General features: G+C 48.0%; 15 protein-coding genes. 3 read left to right on the top strand and 12 right to left on the bottom strand.

Annotated features, from left to right (window positions below):
* Positions 1-46 precede the first annotated feature (46 nt).
* Together K0I73_RS01895 and K0I73_RS19060 are read left to right on the top strand one after the other, a co-directional pair.
* Positions 47-1,951 (top strand): methyl-accepting chemotaxis protein, encoded by a 1,905-nt coding sequence (locus K0I73_RS01895; RefSeq protein WP_220062867.1) that lies wholly within the window; start codon positions 47-49, stop codon positions 1,949-1,951.
* 543 nt (positions 1,952-2,494) lie between these two features.
* Positions 2,495-2,629: a hypothetical protein gene (locus K0I73_RS19060; RefSeq protein WP_258405261.1), complete on the top strand. Its 135-nt coding sequence runs from the start codon at positions 2,495-2,497 to the stop codon at positions 2,627-2,629.
* Between the two features lie 195 nt (positions 2,630-2,824).
* On the opposite strand, the gene K0I73_RS01890 is transcribed toward K0I73_RS19060, so the two are convergent.
* From K0I73_RS01890 to pmbA, 7 genes are all read right to left on the bottom strand, one after another.
* A complete protein-coding gene (locus tag K0I73_RS01890; RefSeq protein WP_220062866.1) occupies positions 2,825-4,531 on the bottom strand; it encodes an amidase in 1,707 nt (568 codons plus the stop codon).
* 79 nt (positions 4,532-4,610) lie between these two features.
* Positions 4,611-5,717 (bottom strand): agmatine deiminase, encoded by a 1,107-nt coding sequence (aguA, locus tag K0I73_RS01885; protein ID WP_220062865.1) that lies wholly within the window; start codon positions 5,715-5,717, stop codon positions 4,611-4,613.
* 303 nt (positions 5,718-6,020) lie between these two features.
* The gene (gene arsJ, locus K0I73_RS01880) at positions 6,021-7,241 is read right to left on the bottom strand and encodes an organoarsenical effux MFS transporter ArsJ (protein WP_220062864.1); all 1,221 of its coding nucleotides are present in this window, start codon (positions 7,239-7,241) and stop codon (positions 6,021-6,023) included.
* A 39-nt stretch (positions 7,242-7,280) separates the two neighbouring features.
* Complete coding sequence (locus tag K0I73_RS01875) at positions 7,281-8,291, bottom strand: ArsJ-associated glyceraldehyde-3-phosphate dehydrogenase (RefSeq protein ID WP_220062863.1); 1,011 nt, start codon at positions 8,289-8,291, stop codon at positions 7,281-7,283.
* Between the two features lie 34 nt (positions 8,292-8,325).
* Positions 8,326-9,366 (bottom strand): ACR3 family arsenite efflux transporter, encoded by a 1,041-nt coding sequence (arsB, locus tag K0I73_RS01870; protein ID WP_220062862.1) that lies wholly within the window; start codon positions 9,364-9,366, stop codon positions 8,326-8,328.
* Positions 9,367-9,407: 41 nt separating this feature from the next.
* On the bottom strand, positions 9,408-9,749 hold the full coding sequence (locus tag K0I73_RS01865; RefSeq protein ID WP_220062861.1) for a metalloregulator ArsR/SmtB family transcription factor: 342 nt from the start codon (positions 9,747-9,749) through the stop codon (positions 9,408-9,410).
* A 384-nt stretch (positions 9,750-10,133) separates the two neighbouring features.
* Complete coding sequence (gene pmbA / locus K0I73_RS01860; RefSeq protein ID WP_220062860.1) at positions 10,134-11,474, bottom strand: metalloprotease PmbA; 1,341 nt, start codon at positions 11,472-11,474, stop codon at positions 10,134-10,136.
* A gap of 140 nt (positions 11,475-11,614) precedes the next feature.
* Between pmbA and yjgA the strand changes: the two genes are divergently transcribed.
* Complete coding sequence (gene yjgA, locus K0I73_RS01855; protein WP_220062859.1) at positions 11,615-12,154, top strand: ribosome biogenesis factor YjgA; 540 nt, start codon at positions 11,615-11,617, stop codon at positions 12,152-12,154.
* A 103-nt stretch (positions 12,155-12,257) separates the two neighbouring features.
* Here the strand turns inward: yjgA and K0I73_RS01850 are convergent, their stop codons facing one another.
* The 5 genes from K0I73_RS01850 to tldD form a co-directional block, all read right to left on the bottom strand.
* Positions 12,258-13,391 (bottom strand): ABC transporter permease, encoded by a 1,134-nt coding sequence (locus K0I73_RS01850; RefSeq protein WP_220062858.1) that lies wholly within the window; start codon positions 13,389-13,391, stop codon positions 12,258-12,260.
* Position 13,392: 1 nt separating this feature from the next.
* A complete protein-coding gene (locus tag K0I73_RS01845) occupies positions 13,393-14,559 on the bottom strand; it encodes an ABC transporter permease (RefSeq protein WP_220062857.1) in 1,167 nt (388 codons plus the stop codon).
* Between the two features lie 12 nt (positions 14,560-14,571).
* Positions 14,572-15,543: an HlyD family secretion protein gene (locus K0I73_RS01840; protein ID WP_220062856.1), complete on the bottom strand. Its 972-nt coding sequence runs from the start codon at positions 15,541-15,543 to the stop codon at positions 14,572-14,574.
* 1 nt (position 15,544) lies between these two features.
* Positions 15,545-16,936, bottom strand: a complete 1,392-nt coding sequence (locus K0I73_RS01835; protein WP_220062855.1) for a TolC family protein — start codon at positions 16,934-16,936, stop codon at positions 15,545-15,547.
* A 168-nt stretch (positions 16,937-17,104) separates the two neighbouring features.
* Positions 17,105-18,553 (bottom strand): metalloprotease TldD, encoded by a 1,449-nt coding sequence (gene tldD / locus K0I73_RS01830; RefSeq protein WP_220062854.1) that lies wholly within the window; start codon positions 18,551-18,553, stop codon positions 17,105-17,107.
* Positions 18,554-18,593: the final 40 nt, after the last annotated feature.

Raw genomic sequence — 18,593 nt, 5'->3', positions numbered from 1 at the left:
GGACATTTGTTAACTGATTTAGCTATCAGACATGGGGTACTAATTTATGGAAGGCTTACGTCGCCTACTGAGCAATATATCTGTGGCCAATAAGCTTAAACTAGGCTTTGGGGCTCTACTATTGTTGATTTTAATTATCGCAGCGATAGGATATCAAGGTCTTGTCTCGATAGACTCAAGTACTAAAAAGTTAGAATCGATCACCCAACTAGACGAAATATTACTCAACGCAAAGATTGTCAGGTTGGACTATATGACCAAGGGTGATCCTGCTATGTTAGACACCTTACACAGCCTAATCGAAAAATCTAAGCACATCATCGAGCAGCATCTCGGCGATGTAAACGACACCACAGAACGCCAACACTTACAAGAAGCAATAGCGGCGATTGAAGATTATCTCCAAGCTATCAAACAATTTGAACAAGTGTTTAGCCAGAAGCTAAGCCTCAATGTTACCGGCGCGCAAGTTGGGGCTAAATTGGTTTCCATCTATGCAGAGTTAGTCGAACAGATGACTGACAAAGCACAGTTAACCCAAGACTCACATTTACTACACGAAGCTTTCAGTATCAGCCAGCAGATGACAATGTTGCGCTACTATGTTCGTGGTTATGTTTATGCTGCCAATGAGAAAAACTTCACAACGGCCAAAAATGCGATCGCCGCTTTACTACAAGAAGTTAAGACGCTAAAAGGCGAAGACACTGCCGCAGCCATTCAAATACTGCAGCGTTATGATCATGATATAGACGCCTTATTCGAGGTCAATCGCAATATTGATAATGCAGGACATTCCCTAACCAAAGTGGCACAGGCATTGATGAGTAATATTGCCAATGTGGTTAACGATCAACAAATTAAGCGTGAACAGACAGACAGTCGCTCAAAAACAGTTGTTATCGCCGTGGTGATCATAGCATTCTTAATTGGACCACTCCTAGCTTGGGTGATCAGTGCCCAGATTCTCGACCCGTTAAGACAAACCTTAGCAACTGCAAAAGCGATTGCATCGGGCGATCTAAGTTGTGATATTGATTCCGCTCGCAAAGATGAAATGGGTGAGTTATTACGAGCAATGGGAGGAATGAATAACACCTTAAAACTAGTACTCACTCAAATTGACGGCAGTGTCGTACAACTCACATCAGCAGCAGACCAACTATCAGCGGTGACGGTACAAAATAGTTCTGGAATGCAAAATCAGCGCAGTGAAACAGATCAAGTCGCTGCAGCCATTAATGAGATGGCTGCAACGGTACAAGAGGTCTCAGCCAGCGCTGAAAATGCTGCACTTGCAGCAAAAGAAGCAGATAACATTACCGCAACTGGCAACAGAAAAGTCGTAGAAGCCGTGAGCCAAATCGAATTGTTAGCTCAAGAGATCACGTCGACGGCTCAGGCTATCGAACGACTACAATCTGAGAGTGACAGTATTGGCTCGATACTCGATGTCATTAAATCAGTCGCAGAGCAAACTAACTTACTAGCATTGAACGCCGCAATTGAAGCAGCAAGAGCGGGCGAAGCTGGACGAGGATTTGCCGTGGTGGCAGATGAAGTAAGAAGTCTAGCAAGTCGTACTCAATCCTCCACCGAAGAGATTGAAAAAATAATAATCAATCTACAAAAAGGAACCTTAGAGTCTGTGCAGATGATGACCAAAAGTCGCACGTTGAGCAACGATGCAGTCTCACTATCACAAGAGGCTGGGGTGATGTTGGTAGATATTGCTGATGCGGTTAGTCGAATTCAAGATATGACTCACCAAATCGCGGCAGCATCTGAACAGCAAAGCTCTGTCGCCGAAGATATCAATAAAAGCGTAATTAGGGTTCGCGATATTGCTGAGCAAACAGCCGAAGGGGCGGAGGAAACCGCGCATTCGGCCGAGGATCTTGCAGGCCTTGGCATTACACTAAAAGGGCTATTGGCACGCTTTAAACTCTAATCTATGCTCCGTAACTAAGTCTATTAACCACCCAATTTTGGGTGGTGATAGCCGAGCTTCATGCCGATGTTACATCCCCAGTTTAATACCTAAATAGATGTAGTAACTCCTCGATGAGTTATCTCTGCAGAAAATAGATAACATGAGACCTGAACATTTACCTAACTTATTACTCTTTATGGTATTAATACCTTTACAAACCAACTTACACTCCACAGATAGTAAACAGATGCTGATTTCGGTTCGATGAGGCAAGAGTAGCTTAATCATCAGGCAGGAATATGGATAACTTTGTAGTCATTGTTTTACGTCTGAAATTTTATATTGAAAATCAATGCCTTGCTACTGAATCAATCTAGTCATTCTCAATCGTCGCAACCTTTGTCATTCGCGCATACAAAGGATATCCAGCGTTCAATTATTTTGTACTGGTGTTTGCCTTAGGCCCTTTATCACTATTAAAAACACTCTTTTTAAGCCTATTCGCTCAAAAGCGACGACTAACCATCAATATTCTGTCTCTAGCGATGAAGCCTGTCCTAGATGTGGACAACACAAAGTCAGCTGGAAACAAGTCTGTATTCGCTGCGAAAATCAGCTTTAGCCTTGTCGATTGGCTCACACCAAGGCAAGTCTGCCGAAGAGGAACGTCATCGCGTTATCCATATCTTCGATTAAGCCCTTTCTGTATGTCATGACTCACTATGTTTGCGATCGTAAAAGCGCACTAACTTAAAGCAATAAACCTAGCGCATCTACACCATTGGCTATTAGCGAGACTCAGTAACAATGCTTGATGTTGAAGAGAATTACCTTGGAGTTAAAAACGGGACTGGCGCACTGCAACCAATCCCGTTCTTCACTGCTTGTTGCTTATTTACTCAGCGCTGGTGTACGCGGAGGAACTGTGCGCTTGCTGCCTGTGGCCTCAAATGCGCCAGCAAACCTAAGCAGGTTGTTGTCATCGTAAGCACGGCCTGCAAATGTTAAACCTGCGGGCATGCCGATATCGGCCATGATCCCCATAGGCACAGTCACTGTCGGCACACCTAAGTGGCGAATAGCAAGGTTGCCGTTAGCGACCCAAACACCGTTACTCCAAGCGATGTCGGCGGAGGCTGGATTAATGTGCGCATCCGCAGGCCCCACGTCAGCTACCGTTGGGAAGAGCACTGCATCAAGTTTAAGTTCATCCATCCAGTCTTCTAAATCCAGCTTACGAGTCTTCTCTAAACCGCGCAGACCATCCGGTATGCTGTCAATCTGGTCATAACGCTTGAGGCCTCGTTTGGCCATGTTGACGTACTCTTCCATGCCTGCGGCTAAATCCCCTTCTCGATTGGGCAAGGTGCCAAGGTCGTGTGGGAAAATCAAATATCCGTTAACGTCAGCCAGTTTGTTGAGTTTAGGGTCATTATTGGCACGCAAAAACTCATCGAAAGCCCAACCGGATAATTCCCACAGCTCATCATCGAGGAACTCAGGTGTGACTATGCCGCGGTTAAACACAGTCGGCGCACCAGGACGATCACCTTCACAGTTGGAAACCAGCGGGAAATCTACCTCAATGACTTCGGCTCCAGCAGACTCCAGCACTTTACGCGCCGCTTCCCAGAGTGCTATCACAGACGCGCGAGTATTGATGCGCTGACCGGTCGGGCCTCCGATACCAGGGTTTTCGCTGGTGCCAGCCAATTCATCCTTATTGATGAACATGCGCGGCACCCCGAAACGCTTGCCTTTAAGCGTATCGGTTTGGGCGACAAGACTCAGGTAAGATGCGGGACGAATTGTTGATGCTTTGGGGATCTCGACCCAAGGTTGTAAACGCCATAGGTCACCTCGGGTGATAGGGTCGTCGGCAACGATGACGTTAAGCACTTCGAGCATGTCTGCCATAGTACGAGTGTAAGGCACTACAACATCCATGGTCGGGGTCAAGGGCCAGTTGCCACGCACGGAAATCACACCGCGTGAGGGAGTATAGGCGCACAATCCGTTGTTCGATGCCGGCCCACGACCGCTCGACCAAGTCTCTTCGGCTAGCCCGAAAGCAGAATAGCTCGCTGCCGTACCTGTACCCGCCCCGTTAGAAGAACCCGAGGCGAAGGGAGCAGTAAGATAGTTAGCATTGTATGGACTCTCGGCGCGACCGTAGTGACCGCGCTGCATGCCACCATTGGCCATAGGTGGCATGTTGGTTTTACCCAAGCAGATAGCCCCCGCACCGCGCAGACGCTCGACCGCAAAGGCATCGTATTGGGCAACTAAATCCTTAAACGCTGGGCTGCCAGATGCCGCCGTGAGCCCCTTAACTAGGTAGCTGTCTTTGGCGGTATAAGGAATACCGTCGAGTGGGCTAAGTGTTTCCCCCCGAGCTCGGCGCGCATCAGAAGCCTCAGCTTCCTTTATCGCATCAGGATTACGGACTACGAGCGCATTCAGCTTGGTTTGTGTCGCTGGGCCGTCGTAAGCATCAACCCTTGCAAGGTAAGCCTGCACCAGTTCAACCGCTGTGGTGCGACCTGATTCGAGGGCTGCACGCAGCTCGGCAATGGAAACCTCTGTTACTTCATACATGCTAGGAGCTCCTACCGAAAGCCAATTGTGTTGCAACAACAGTGACATAAATGGTCATTGTGTTCTCCTTGGTTTTTACTTATTGCCCAGAGGGGATCTGTTGAGTAATACAGTGGATATTACCACCACCCAATAGGATCTCACGGGCAGGCACACCGACAATCTCATACTCGGGGAAAATCTCCTGCAATTTTTGCGCAGCGATATTGTCGGTGAGCGAATCGAGTAGCGGGAAAACGATACGTTGGTTGGTAATTAAAAAGTTTACATAGGACCCAGCTAAGCGCTCACCCGCCGTGCGTGGCACGCCAGTCCCCTCTGTCACGCCGCGAGATTCCTCTTCAGTGCAATACAGAGGTCCAGGTTGTGGCATTAGGTGGATCTTTAACTTACGGCCTTTTGCATCTACACTGTCTTGCAAAATATCCAAAGCGGCTTTTGAACGAGGATATTGAGGATCTGTTTGATCATCAGTCCAGTGTAAAATCACTTCGCCTGGGCGAGCGAAACAGCACATATTGTCGATATGTCCGTCGGTCTCATCCATGTACACGCCTTCTGGTAACCAGATAAACTGCTCCACATTCAAATAATCACGCAGTAATGCTTCTATCTGTTCACGAGTCAACTCTGGGTTGCGGTTACTATTGAGCAAACATTCGCTACTCGTCATGCAGGTGCCTTCACCATCGACATGAATTGAGCCCCCTTCGAGGATCAGCTGAGCCTGATAACGACCAAAACCATGTTGCTTGAGCATCTGCTCAGCTACCCGTTCGTCCATATCCCATGGATAGTACAAACCACCTTGATGGCCACCCCAAGCATTAAAGCCCCAGTCAACACCGCGGCATTCACCCTTAGCATTCACCACTACAGTAGGCCCAGTATCCCGAGCCCAGCAATCATTGCTATCTATCTCGACCAAAGTGACGTGATGAGGCATAACCGTCTTGGCCTCTGCCATAAATACCTTGGGAACGCCCATATAAACAGGCGTGGCAGCACCAATGGCATCAGCCACCTTAGCAAAGGTCGCCTGCGCATAAGCGCCCGCAGAACGCCAGTTATCAGGACGATAGGGCCAAAGCATCCACACCGCTTGCTGAGCCGCCCATTCGGCTGGCATGTGGAAACCATCTTGGGATGGCTTAGTCGTTAACACCGTGGCATCCACGTTTGTCATGAGTCTTGTCTCCAGTAATGCTGAAAAACTATAAAAGGGTGTACGCCATAATAATAGGACGGCAGAATAAAAATACGCCTAACGTCAATCAAATGAATAAATCGAACGACCGCATTGATCATGCCGTGCTCATCAGCTGCTTAGTTTGGCCGAAATCTTCACTCGAGCCTGTTGAACTATTCGGGCATATCTTATCATTTAAGAATGCTTACACTGAATAGTGTTGTGACAGCCATAGAAGAGAATCCAGCCTGGCGCACTTTACTCAAACAAACAGAAAAATGGCAAAGCCTTATTTCAGGGTTATCGCCTCGGTAATCCAATACTGATCAGCGCAGTGGTCCCGAGTAGTCCAGCCGAGATCCACAGACAAGCAATAAGTCCAAACTGTTGATACACCCAACCAGACAGCAGGGTGCCGAGCAGACGTCCCATGGCGTTGGCCATATAATAAAAACCAACGTCCAGTGATACGCCATCATCGCTGGCATAGCTAACGATAAGATAACTGTGCAGAGAAGAGTTCACTGCAAACACGGCGCCAAACATTAGCAAACCGAGCAACAGCGCGGCTTGGGAATATTCGGCGGCATAATTGGCAGTCATGAGGAGTGCGATAACGGCAGGAATAAGCGTCAACCCACACGCCCACCATAGTGCGGTGCGGCCATCGGGTACGACGCCACTTGCTTTGCCAGTCAGCCTAGGCGCAACGCTTTGCACCGCGCCATACCCTATCACCCACAACGCCAGAAACCCACCGACGGCATAATGATCCCAGCCAAACTGACTGGCAAGATAAACCGGCAGTGCCACCACAAACCACACATCGCGCGCAGCAAATAAGCACATACGTGCAGCAGACAAGATATTAATCGCGCGGCTTTTAGAAAACAGCTCACTAAACTTAGGCTTATTCTTCGCCTTGCCTAAGTCTTGCTTCAGCTTGATGATACTCATCAGCCAAACAAGGCTCAGCAGTGCAGCCATTAACCCAATTGCGCCCTGAAACCCCAGCAGAGCCAGCAATGCGCCACCTAAGAAGAAGCCCGCTCCTTTTAAGGCGTTCTTAGAACCCGTTAGCAGTGCGATGTATTTGTATAATCTGCCCTCTTCGCCCTTGGCCACCAGCATCTTAACGCTACTTTTGGCACTCATCTTATTGAGGTCTTTGGCGATCCCCGACACAGCCTGCGCAGCCATCACCCAAGGCACAGTAAGCCAAGCGCTGGGCACCAATAACATCAACAAAGCCGCCACTTGCAAGCCCAAGCCGATATTCATGGTGCGATTGAGGCCTAAACGTGCACCGAGATAGCCGCCGACTAAATTAGTGACGACCCCAAAGAACTCATAGAAGATAAACAACATCGCGATGGCTAGCGGCGAATAACCGAGTTGATGAAAGTGCAATACCACTAACATACGCAGCGCACCATCGGTCAAGGTAAATGCCCAATAGTTACCGGTGACAATCAGGTATTGTCTTATTTCAACTGGTAGCGAGCGAATCGTGGCAAACATCAATCATCACTTCCTTGACTAGGCAATGTAAAATACCCGCTATGCCTTATCCAAACGACCAACCATTCTGGCAAGTTCTGCAGTGCGGTTAGCGTAGCCCCACTCATTGTCATACCAAATATATACTTTAAGTTGGGTATCGTTCACTACCATGGTCGAGAGTGCATCGACAATGCTTGAACGCGGATCTGTCTTATAGTCCACCGATACCAGAGGGCGCTCCTCATAGCCTAAAATATCTTTAAGCTCACCTTCTGCGGCCTGTTTAAACAGCCCATTTACCTCAGCTTCGGTGACGCCGCGCTGCATCTCAAACACGCAGTCTGTGATCGACGCATTGGCCAGAGGCACACGCACCGCATGGCCATTTAACTTACCTTTTAGCTCAGGGAAGATATGAGTGATAGCCGTTGCCGAGCCGGTAGTTGTCGGGATCAATGACTGACCACAAGCACGCGCCCGGCGCAGATCTTTGTGGGGGGCATCCAAGATAGTTTGGGTGTTGGTGATATCATGAATGGTCGTCATTGAGCCATGCTTAATGCCAATCTGCTCATGTAAGACTTTCACCACAGGCGCTAAACAGTTCGTGGTGCAAGACGCTGCAGTCACGATAGGGTACTTATCTTTGTCGTACAGGTGATGGTTCACGCCCATGACGATATTTAGCACGCCATCTTCTTTCACTGGGGCCGTCACTACAACGCGCTTAACACCTTGATCTAAATAGGCTTGCAGTAAGGCCTTGGTTTTCATCACACCCGATGCTTCAATCACGAGATCGCATCCTGACCAATCGGTCTCGCTAATCGTCTTGTTCATGCTGGTTGCTATGCGCTGCTCACCAATCACAATCTGCGAGCCGTCGGCGGTCGCCTCATGCACCCAACGGCCATGGATCGAATCGAACGTCAGTAGGTGCGCCAAGGTTGCCGCATCCCCTGCTGGATCATTGATCTGCACAAACTCCACATCATCCCACTGCCACGCTGCTCGGAGTGCTAAGCGCCCCATGCGACCAAAACCGTTAATACCAATTTTAATTGTCATATTACTATCCTAAAAAAGAGGAAATTCTGCTCATTTAGTGTTCAGGATCGGTATTAACCGCCTGCTGATACTTAGTTTTATCTCGATTGACAAACGCCACTAGCGACAACATGACAGGGACTTCGACTAACACGCCAACCACAGTGGCTAGCGCCGCCCCCGAATGTAGGCCAAACAGCGAAATCGCAACCGCGACAGCGAGTTCAAAAAAGTTGGAGGTAGCGATCATGCATGCAGGGCCTGCTACATTTTGCGCTATATTGAGTTTTTTCGCCGCAAAGTAAGCAATGAAGAAAATGCCATAGGTTTGAATCAAAAGCGGAATCGCGATAAGCACAATATTTTGCGGTTGGGCCAATATGGTACTAGCCTGTAAACCAAAGAGTAATACCACGGTGGCGAGTAGCCCCAATATCGACCAAGGCTTAATGCGGCCAACAAAGGTATCGACCCCATTTAGACTTCGGCGATTTAGCACTTGGCGGGTGATCACCCCTGCTATCAAGGGCAGCACCACATAGAGCACCACAGATAAGAGTAAGGTTTCCCAGGGAACCTGAATATCACTCACCCCTAAAAGAAAAGCACAGATAGGGGCAAAGGCCACCACCATGATCAGATCATTTACCGAGACTTGTACCAAGGTGTAATTGGGATCGCCCTTAGTTAATTGACTCCAGACGAACACCATAGCCGTACAGGGTGCGACGCCGAGTAAGATCATCCCAGCGATATACTCACTCGCAGTTTGCGCATCGACCAAGCTAGCGAAGAATACTTTGAAGAATAACCAGCCAAGTAACGCCATGGTGAAAGGTTTGATCAACCAGTTTATCACTAGGGTCAACACTAAACCTTTGGGACTCTTACCCACATTTTTTACCGCTGAAAAATCAATTTGTACCATCATTGGGTAGATCATCACCCAGATAAGCAGAGCAATTAACAAATTGACCTTGGCGTATTCTAAAGCGGCGATAACACTAAATAGATCGGGCAGAAAATGGCCCAAAACCACACCAAACACAATTGCCAAACCAACCCACACACTCAAGTAACGCTCAAACAGTCCCATGGTATTTACCTATCATTATCTGTTTCGTTCATTGCCGTTACCTAACAGCAAGCCTTAACTCGTTCAGGCCTTTGCCCCATCTGTTGCAAGCGCGCTAAACCACTCGCTAATAGAGACGGATTGCCTGCTCTTGTTTGCTCAATGACATTTAACGCCCATGAGGCTAAGTCAGGGTTAATCCGATAAAACACCCATTGCCCCTGACGGCGATCACTCAACAGCTCAGCCTTACGTAACTGAGCGAGATGACGAGAGATCTTGGGCTGACTCTCATCAAGCGCCGCCATGAGTTCGCAAACACATAGCTCGCCTTCTGCATGGATCAACAACAGACTCAGCAAACGGGTTTCATCGGATAACGCCTTAAAAATCGCAGTCACCATTATCTCCCCCTCTCAAACATTCTTTATATACGCCAAATCATATATATGGATATCCATATATTCAAGCTTAAGTTTAGCTTTTTTGTTCGCAAGAGTATGGCGGTTGATGTTTATTAACCTGAACTCGGGTTAAGAGATGGAATAACGCTAGATGAATTAGCCGTTTTATGCTTATTTCATCTCAAACTTGTCGTTTGTTTTGCTAACAAGGCGTATTTACGCGTCAATAGCCCGCCTATCGCAAGTGAATCCAACGCAGTTAGCGGAATAAAGAGCTGTTTGAGATACATTTAATATCCCAAGTTCAGGTTAATTAGTATGAATTGCAGGCATAAAAAAGCGAGTGCCTTGGCACTCGCTAATCTTAAAGCAAGATAATTGCTCTTAGTTACCCGCAATCTTCATTTCGTCGAGTAAGATCCCGCCAGTTCTAATCGATGAACGCAGATCTCTATCTTTACTCACCGCAACGATATTGCGATACATATCTTTTAGATTTCCAGCGATAGTGATCTCTTCTACTGGATATTGCACAACCCCATTTTCGACATAGAAGCCCGCCGCACCGCGAGAGTAATCACCAGTCACACCATTAACTCCTTGGCCCATCACTTCGGCGACAATTAAGCCCGTGCCCATCTGCTTGATAAGCTCATCAAAGCTTTGTCCTGTATGAGCAAGGGTCCAGTTATAGATGCCACCCGCATGGCCAGTATTGGTTAAACCAAGCTTACGCGCCGAATAACTGGTTAATAGGTAAGTCGATAAGATACCCTTATCGATAATATTACGTTCAACTGTCGCGACACCTTCACTATCGTAATAAGCACTAGCAAGCGCACCTTTAAGATGGGGCTGCTCGGCAATAGTAAACCAATCTGGAAACAGTTGAGTGTCGATAGAGTCTTGCAGGAAACTTGATTTACGATACAAGCTACTACCGCTGATCGCACCGACTAAATGGCCCATTAAGCCCGTTGCCACATCCGGAGCAAACAGAATGGGTAACTTGGTGGTCGCGATCTTACGCGCGCCGAGGCGACTAACGGTTTTCTCAGCCGCTTTTTGGCCAACGGCTTCTGGCGTCCACAGATCGCTAAACTTACGCGCTACCGTATAATCATAATCACGCTGCATATTGCCATCTTGTTCGCCAATCACCACACAACTAAGGCTATAGCGAGAACTGACGTAACCATTTAAGAAGCCGTGACTATTACCATACACTTTGGCTCCTGTATGGGCATTGGCGCTGGCACCATCGGAGTTTTTAATCCGAGTGTCGGCGCTTAATGCAGCTTCTTCAGCGCGAGCGGCTAACACTTCAAGCTCAGCAGGCGTAGTTTCGTGAGGATAATAGAGCTCAAGATCTTCAATATGCTGAGCCATTAAATCTGCATCGGCTAAACCATTGAAGGGATCTTCTGAGGTGAACTTAGCAATATCATCGGCCGCTTTAACGGCGCGGCGAATCGCGTCAGGACTTAAATCCGAAGTAGAAGAGCTACCTTTGCAGCCATCCCTAAACAGGGTGATACCTAGCGCACCATCTTTATTAAACTCGACAGTTTCAACCTCTTTGAGGCGAGTCGATACCGATAACCCTTGCTGTTTACTAATGGCGACTTCGGCACCCGTGGTCCCCAAAGTGGCGGCATATTCTAATGCCATAGCAACGGCGTCTTTTAATGAATCCAGTTCAGTTTCAATGCTAGGTGAAGGCACAAATCTACTCTTTAGTGATCAATAATGGCAGTAGCATAACAAACCCGATGCGCTTTCACATTAAATAACTGCCGTGCTTCGTAGGCGATATTCCAATGAAATGGTATTATTAAGCCAGTTTATGTGAGAGATTTTTGATTATGAATATTGTTGGTGATTCGGAACACTTTAAACAGCCCTTCGACCATGACGACGAATACGTCAGCAGAGCCGAAGTGAAAAGAGAAATAGCGGTATACCAAGAGCTAGGAAAGCAGTTAGTCTCGCTGAGCAAGAGTCAAATAAACAAGCTTGAACTTGACGAGCTGCTTTATGATAACGTGCTCAAGGCGAAGACGATACGCATCAATACCGAAGCGTATCGTCGCCATCTGCAATATATTGGCAAGATCATGCGCAATGTCGATATTGAGCAGCTGCAAACCGATCTTAAAAATGTGTTAAACCAAAACCGCAATGAAAGCTCTAAGCTCAATGTGGCGGAAAAGACCAAAGATCAGCTATTAACCGGCGGCGATGATGCGATTCAAGCGCTTATTGAGCAACATCCAAAACTGGAAAGACAGAAGCTACGTCAGTTAGTAAGACAAGCCAACAAAGAGCTCGTTAAAAAGCCTGATGAAGCATCGAAATCTGCAGCAGAATTAGTTAAATATATCCGCACCGAAACAGCCGAGTGATTGCTTGGCTGTTTAAATTTCACTTCGTTATAACTCAATTGACAGTCTCTGCAATTACGCCTCATCACGAGGCGTGATCCTACTCAACCTGAGTTAGGGTTACTTACCCCTTATTCAATCGGTAACGCACCCCGAAATAAGCCAGCACAAAGTAAACCGATGCCAGCCCCCAAAGCTGCCACCAAAAATGCACCACACTTGGCCAACTCGCGCCCATCTGATTGAGCTGTAACATGCCTTGAATAGTCGACACTGCAGGAACGAGCTGTCCAAGCCATACTAGCGGCGATGGAATCAGCTCAAGCGGCCAAATAAATCCAGACACAAATAGAATAGGCATAGAGATCAACAGTAACACTTGAGTGGGTAGATCCCGACGGGTAAACAAACAACTAAACGCCACGCCAGCGACAGCCGTACAGAGAATAAACGGCACCAAAAACAGCACAACTTGTCCCAAATCTCCTTGCACACTGACCCCATACCAATAGTTACAAAATCCCACATAAAAACAGGTAAAAAAGCTGTAGATGAGTGCAAACACTGCCACCCGCGCCAAGATAAGTTTTAACGCCGATGCTTGTTGCCAATAACCCTCTCTGCCCCATTGACCAGCACCGAGGATCCCGGCTCCAATCAATAAGGTTTGATGCAGTACCAAGAGCAATACCCCAGGCACCACATAAGGGGTATAGCCTAGACTGGGATTAAAGGCGGGCACACTATTAAGTTTAATAGGCTCTAAATCATGCTTCACCTGCTTAGCCGAGCTTCCCCTCGCTAGCAGTCCGTTAAATTGCACATATTTACCCGCATCGATGCCCACTGACATCAAGCCTTCGACAACGGCCGAATAGATCAAAAAGTAGTTGGCATCGCCCCCATACGCTAGCGTCACCCCTTTTTGACGGATCAGATCACGCCTAAAGTTCTCTGGGATCACCATAAAGCCATGAGCTTTCCCTGATGCAACCCACTGCTGTGCCTGATCTATAGTGGTCAGCTGACCCACAACATCAAGCTTAGGGCTTGCATCGGCATGGCGAATGAGCTGGCGGCTTAAACTTGAGTGGTCGCCATCAATCACCACAATTTGCTGCTTAGTGGGGACCTCGTTAAGATAGGGCAATGGATACAGCACTGAATAAAATAGTACGCCGCCAAATAATGTTATCGCTATCGCTTTATCGGTCACGATCGACTTGAGATCGGCCATCATTAAGGACCAAAAACTCATACTAGCTCGCCTCATTACAGCGGGTTTCGGCCGCTACATCATGTGTCGCTCGTTTCACCCTACGGGCTAAAAAGACAATCACAGGGATTAATAATAGGTAACCCCAATAACTCATAACTTGATGGGTAAAAGTGGCAAAGCTCTGGCCATAACTGACCAAACCAACATGGGTATCGATATAATGGCTAGACGGCATTAATTCGCGCCACCACTGTGCCAGCTTCGGCATATCTTGTGTCGGAAAGGTGATCCCCATAAAAGGGAAAGCGGGGGCAAACAGTGCCGTGCAAAAACTCACCACCCGTGCACTGTCTTGGAGTAAGAAAAAGATGGCCAATACCATTAGCCATACCGCCAATAACATCACAATTTGCGCCAAGAGCAGCTGACCAAACTGGCCCGCTAATGGCAAGCCTAAATATTGGTAGAGCAAAGTCAAAATCAGTCGCCCTTGCAGCACGATAAGCGGCGTATAGACCAATATTTTGGCCCATAACACGCGCCGTGTGCCTAAGGAAAACCACTCTTGCATGGTATTTAACCTTAATTCACGATTAAGTGAGTTAGCAAATACTAGCATGGCGAGTAGCTGTCCGAGCGCAATCAGTAATGGCGGCAATAGAAACACCACGTAATTACTATTGGCATTGTACAGCGCGCTAATCTGGGTTTTCACCAGATTGAGATTAACCTCAGCCTGAGCCATTGGTACGCCAGCAGCAAGCTGCTTTATCAACGCCTTTCTCTTTAACCCATCGGCTAAACTCAACTGAAGTTGGCTAGATAACAGCTTACCGACCAACAAATATTGACTGTTGTAGCGAATATCGATACTGGGCTGATGACCAGTGAGCAGGTCACGATTTAGCTGAAACGGCAACACCACCATGGCATAAGTTTCCGCCTTTTCCATCGAGGCCTTGGCACTATTGATGTCCTGATAGTGGATCGGAATAATCGCCGCATTAGCGGTTAGCTGACGCACCAACATACGGCTGATCTGACTCTGATCTTGGTCCACTATCGCCACGGGAAGCTGACGCGGTAACCCCGCGCTAAACAGCCACCACAGGCCAAAAATGCCCACTAAAGGAATATAGCTGACCAATGCAAGCTGCCATGGGTCATGCCAAAGGGCATTGAGCTCGCGTTTGATTAACTGCTTCATGGAAGCCAATGGTTAGCGCACCAAGAGTGTCGTCATGCCAACTCGCAGATCAGCAATCGGCGCTGTAGGGCGCAGCTCCATCTCAAAGGTACGCATATCAAAGTCATGGCCGCTTTCCGTTGAGCGCCAAGTAGCAAAATTCCCCATCACACTAATATGTGCAACGGTAAAGCCGTGGCGTTCTCCGAGTGCTGGGATCTCAACCTCAACGGTATCACCCACTTTAAAGCTTTTTAACTGATCTTCACGCACTTGAAAAATGGCCCAAGCATCTTGCATATCAATAATACTGACAACAGGGAAACCACTGGGCGCTAACTCACCACTCTGTAGTAGTACCTCACTGACTTCGCCTGATTTAGGTGATCGCATCTGGCTATCGGCTAAGATAGCGCTGACCTCATTCACCGCACCTTCTGCCATACGAGCGTTACCCGCCGCCGCCGCCTTGGTTTCGACCCGCGCCCCCTCTTCAGCCATTTGATACATGGCATAGGCGGCCTGCTCCGTATACTTAGCCGCCTGCCACTGGGTAAATGCTTCATCGCGTTTCTGTCTGGCTAATACACCTTCGGTAAATAAGACCTCGACACGATTATAAGTCGTCTCGGCGAGTGTCGCTGCCGCTTTCGCTTTTAACCATTGCTCTTTCGATGCGGCGACCTGCTGTTTACGGGCACCGTTATCAGCTTCCATCTGCATCGCTTTAGCGGCATCGCGTCCACCTTGAGCCTGCATCAGTTTGGCATTCAGTTCTGGGCTATCGATAGCAAACAGTAGATCGCCACTTTCAACCTTATCGCCACGACGGACTAGCACTTGTGCTACCCGGCCGGGAACTTTAGAGGAGATATTGTATTCCCTAGCTTCAATCTGTCCCTGCAGCCTATCAGGCTTTGGGGTATGAGCTAACTTTAATCCGTATGCTAGTAATGCCACTAAAGCAATCAATGCCACAATGGCTAACACTCTGTTGGTGCGCATCTTATCTCTCCTGGGCGCTGCGTGCGCGGCCGACAAATTCATCTAACTGGCCACTGATAGCCATTAATTTTGCGTAAGCTAAAACATAGCGATAGCGGGCAGCTAACTGTTGGGTTTGTACCGCGCTAAGCTTAAGCTCTGCATCAACCTTCTCTATCGAGGTCGACAAGCCTTGGCTAAAAGCTAAGTCTCTGAGGCGTTTATTCTCTTGTGCTAGCGTGAGCGAAAGGCGTAATGAGTCCACCTCTTCTTCAGCCTGCTGCAACTGACGATAACTTTGCTCTAGCAGCAAACTGAGATCTTGCTGTGTTTGCGCCTTAGTATAACGAGCCTGTAATAACGCACTCTTAGCGGCTTCCACTTTGCCACTGCGTCCATCTCGGCTTAATAGTGGTATCTTCACCCCTACACCCACCATCCAATCTGGCTCAACCTTAGAGAACAGACTGTCATCTTCATAGAGAGTGTAATTACCATAGAGAAAAACCGTTGGGTGATAGCTGCCCTTTTCGACATCGATTAACCCCTGAGCTTGTCTCTCCTTTGCTTCGAGCAATTTAAGTGCTGGATGATGCGACAAGGTAAGTTGACTCAATTGCGGTAAGGAGGGCGAGCTTGCCACAATAAATAGTGGCGAAGCGGTATCTACAGCTTGTTGATGCAACATGCGTGACAACGCGATTTGGGTCATCTCTAGCTGTCTACGAGCACTGGCATAATCAACTTTGGCATTTTCTAAAGCCACTTGTGCGTTAAGTCGTTCCACTTTAGCAATCTGGCCTTGTCGCTCTAATTTGATGGCATGATCTGCATGCTCAGTCAGAGCCTCGACAAGCTGCTGCTTAGTATTCGCTAACGAATGACTCACAGAGACTGCGTAATAGCGCTCTACCAGCTGTAAAAACAGATCTCTGGTAGACAGTTGATGCTGCTGCTCCTTTTCAGCAACTTGGGCCGCATGAATACCTTGAGCCGCGGTAATACGACCGCCGGTATAGATGGGCCACATAGCCTGCAGACTAGAGCGGAAGATATCTTGCTCGGTGAAGGGTGTGACAAATAACGAGCCCGGAATAGAGGCTAAAGCACCACCTAAAGCAGGAGGCAGCGCAGCCGGATCGAGATTGGCGAGCGGATTGAGATCGCGCAGATCCAGTTCGATTGGTTTCTCCAATCGAGTGTAACTGCCATTGATAGATAAAGAGGGCAGATTAAGATCATCGCCAGCATCTTTCTCAGCCTGGGCTCGATTAACTTCCTGCGCACTCGCTTGCAGTTTATCGCTGACTTTAAGTAATTGCTGCCATGCGTCACTAAAAGCAATCTCTGTAGCCTGTGCAGCACTAGCATGTACCGCTAATAGCGATAGCAAAATGATATGTAAATATTTCATCGACACCCCTAGAGCGAATGCTCTACTTCCTTGGCAAATGTTAACACCCATTAATGGGGATGAGAAGACGCTCCTTCAATTGTGGGCGTTAGATCGCTGTAGTGAAGCAAATCCTCACCACAGCAATGATAGCTGTAAGTAGCTGACACGCCTCAAATCGTTATCGACTTAAGCGGTACCACCCACAGTTAAACGATCGAGCTTCAGACTTGGCTGACCAACCCCAACAGGCACACTCTGACCATCTTTACCACAAACACCAACACCTTGGTCTAACGCCAAATCATTACCGACCATAGAGATCTGCCCCATGGCTTCTGGCCCATTGCCAATCAAAGTAGCCCCTTTAATGGCTTGAGTAATTTCACCTTTTTCAATTAGGTAAGCTTCCGACGCCGAAAATACAAACTTGCCGGAAGTGATATCCACCTGTCCGCCACCAAAGTTAGGGGCATAAATACCTTTTTCTACCGACTTAATAATATCAGCAGGATCTGACTCACCCGCTTCCATATAGGTGTTGGTCATACGCGGCATAGGCAAATGGGCATATGACTCGCGGCGACCATTGCCAGTGGATTGCTCACCCATCAGGCGGGCATTGAGCTTGTCTTGCATATAACCTTTGAGAACGCCATTTTCGATCAACACGGTTTTCTGAGTGGGCACACCTTCGTCATCTATGCTGAGCGAGCCGCGACGATTAGCAATGGTGCCATCATCGACGACGGTAACCAACTTAGACGCAACTTGCTGGCCCACAAGCCCACTAAATGCGCTGCTACCTTTACGGTTAAAGTCACCCTCTAAACCATGACCTACCGCCTCGTGCAGTAACACCCCTGGCCAGCCAGCCCCCAAGACTACAGGCATTTCGCCAGCGGGGGCATCGATAGCCGTTAAGTTAACCGACGCTTGACGCACGGCTTCTCTGGCAAATGCAAAACAGCTGGGTAGCCCAGTATCGTCGTTGTCGAAGAAGCCTTGATAATCGTGACGTCCACCGCCACCACTCGCGCCGCGTTCGCGTTTGCCATCTTGCTCTAAAATCACGCTGCAGTTAAAACGAACCAAGGGACGAATATCTGCCGCCAGAGTACCATCACTGGCCGCCACTAAGATCTCTTCATGTACACCAGAGAGGCTGATCACCACTTGAATTATGCGACTATCTAAGCTGCGCACATAAGCATCTGCTTGCTTTAACAGCTGGATTTTTTTCACCTCTTCCATTGCCGCAATGGGATCTGCGCTCTGGTAAAGAGGATTAACCTTCTGTGTTTTCCACGCTTGAACATGGCCGCTCTCTCCCACAGCAGAGATCCCTCTCGCAGCTTCAACCGACGCATTGAGTGCACTTGGGGTTATCTCATCGGCGTAAGCAAAACCGGTTTTCTCTCCCGAGATAGCCCTAACGCCGACACCGCGCTCAATATGAAAACTACCGTCTTTAACTATGCCATCTTCTAACACCCAAGACTCATGACGGCTACCTTGAAAGTAGAGATCGGAAAAGTCGATCTGATGTTGGTGCATACTCTTGAGGTAGCCTTGCAATTGATCTAATGACAATCCATCTTGCAATAAACTCTGTTCTACTTGGGTTAAAAATGGCATTAATTCTCTCTCTTTAGCTCGTATTCCACGAGTTATACAT

Origin of the sequence: Shewanella mesophila (genome assembly GCF_019457515.1) — a bacterium.
Classification (GTDB): Bacteria; Pseudomonadota; Gammaproteobacteria; order Enterobacterales; family Shewanellaceae; genus Shewanella; species Shewanella mesophila.
Note: the sequence above shows the minus strand (reverse complement) of the source record. Positions and strands in the feature narration are given on the sequence as shown.